This window comes from Pedobacter psychrophilus (assembly GCF_001652725.1).
GTDB classification, from domain to species: Bacteria; Bacteroidota; Bacteroidia; order Sphingobacteriales; family Sphingobacteriaceae; genus Pseudopedobacter; species Pseudopedobacter psychrophilus.
This window is the reverse complement of sequence record NZ_LWHJ01000013.1, coordinates 1-1,205: the sequence shown is the minus strand read 5'-3', so window position 1 is coordinate 1,205 and position 1,205 is coordinate 1. Positions and strand designations below refer to the sequence as shown.

At 28.5% G+C, this 1,205-nt stretch carries 1 protein-coding gene; it reads left to right on the top strand.

Going from position 1 to position 1,205, the window contains the following annotated elements:
* The first annotated feature begins 29 nt into the window (after positions 1-29).
* A complete protein-coding gene (locus tag A5893_RS04965; RefSeq protein ID WP_068821465.1) occupies positions 30-1,073 on the top strand; it encodes a hypothetical protein in 1,044 nt (347 codons plus the stop codon).
* Positions 1,074-1,205: the final 132 nt, after the last annotated feature.

The window sequence follows — 1,205 nt, the reverse complement described above, 5'->3', positions numbered from 1 at the left end:
GTTAGGCGCAATTATAACAAAACCGAATAATGACAGAAATTGAAATAAGCAATGGTCAAAATATTATCGATATTTTTTTTGATGACTTCGCGAGTTGTTTGGTAATTAAAAAAGCACTAGCTGTTAATTGGCCTGACTGTGGAGGAAGTATTGGGGAATATTATTCAATCTCTGATTTTTCAATTAATGAAAGAAATTTCTATACGAAGAATATTAACACAGTCTTAGCGGTAGGTAGCGACCTTGAACAAATTGAAGCTATTAAAGAATTTCTGAATTTATTTTCAAATGGTAAGTATTCAATAAACAAGGGCAACTCAAGTATAGAAAATTTGAACTTTTTGTCTAGTCAAAATGTTATTTACTCGGAAAGTGTCCCAGAAGATGAAAGATTTTCTGGGGCATTTTTTCCTCCTTATTGGAAAAATGATTATGAACCTTGCCTATTTAGCATAACCAATGACAAGATAAATCCAAACCAAGTGGATTATTACTGTCAACTTATAAAGGAAGGTAAAAGACCAACAGTACTGACTTTTCTTGTTTATAATAATTTGACCTCAAATTATAGTTGTTCTTATGTTTTGGACGGGCATCATAAAATTCAAGCTTACCTAAAATTAAATGAAAGTATTCCAATATTAAACATATTGAAATCAGAGGACTGTATAAATAAAACAGCCTCATTATTAAAATATACAAAAGCTATTTTAAAAGATTTTGAATACAAACATCTTTTTATAAATAATGATGAAAATCTTTTGACACTTGATTTTGTAAACAATATACAGTTTAGTTCTGACCTAGATGATATTTTGAAAAATGCAAGTAGTATTGATACAAGCATAATCTATATTTTAAAAAAATATTCGAATTCGTTAAATAGAGTAGATATTGATTGGCTAGAACTGAGATTAAATAGTTTAAGGAAAAACAAAAATTTTGAAGGCTTTGGAAAGGGAATATGGGTATATGAAAAACATAAAGATAAAAAGTATGAAAATGCTTGGTTTCAAAAAGGAATATTTAATCTGACTGAATTGGATGATTGGATTAGAAAAACGATAAAATAACTGCACCTAACCACAAATTTGTATTATAATGGCTGAACTGCTTTAAGTTATTTCATCACAATTAACTAAATTTATACGGGTAGACAAGTTTTTACTTTCTATGCCATTACAACACAAATTCGCCAATCGTTA

Bases quoted from the DNA above. Each gene is read 5' to 3' on its own strand.
- A5893_RS04965 (WP_068821465.1), top strand. From the start codon at position 30: ATGACAGAAATTGAAATAAGCAATGGTCAAAATATTATCGATATTTTT.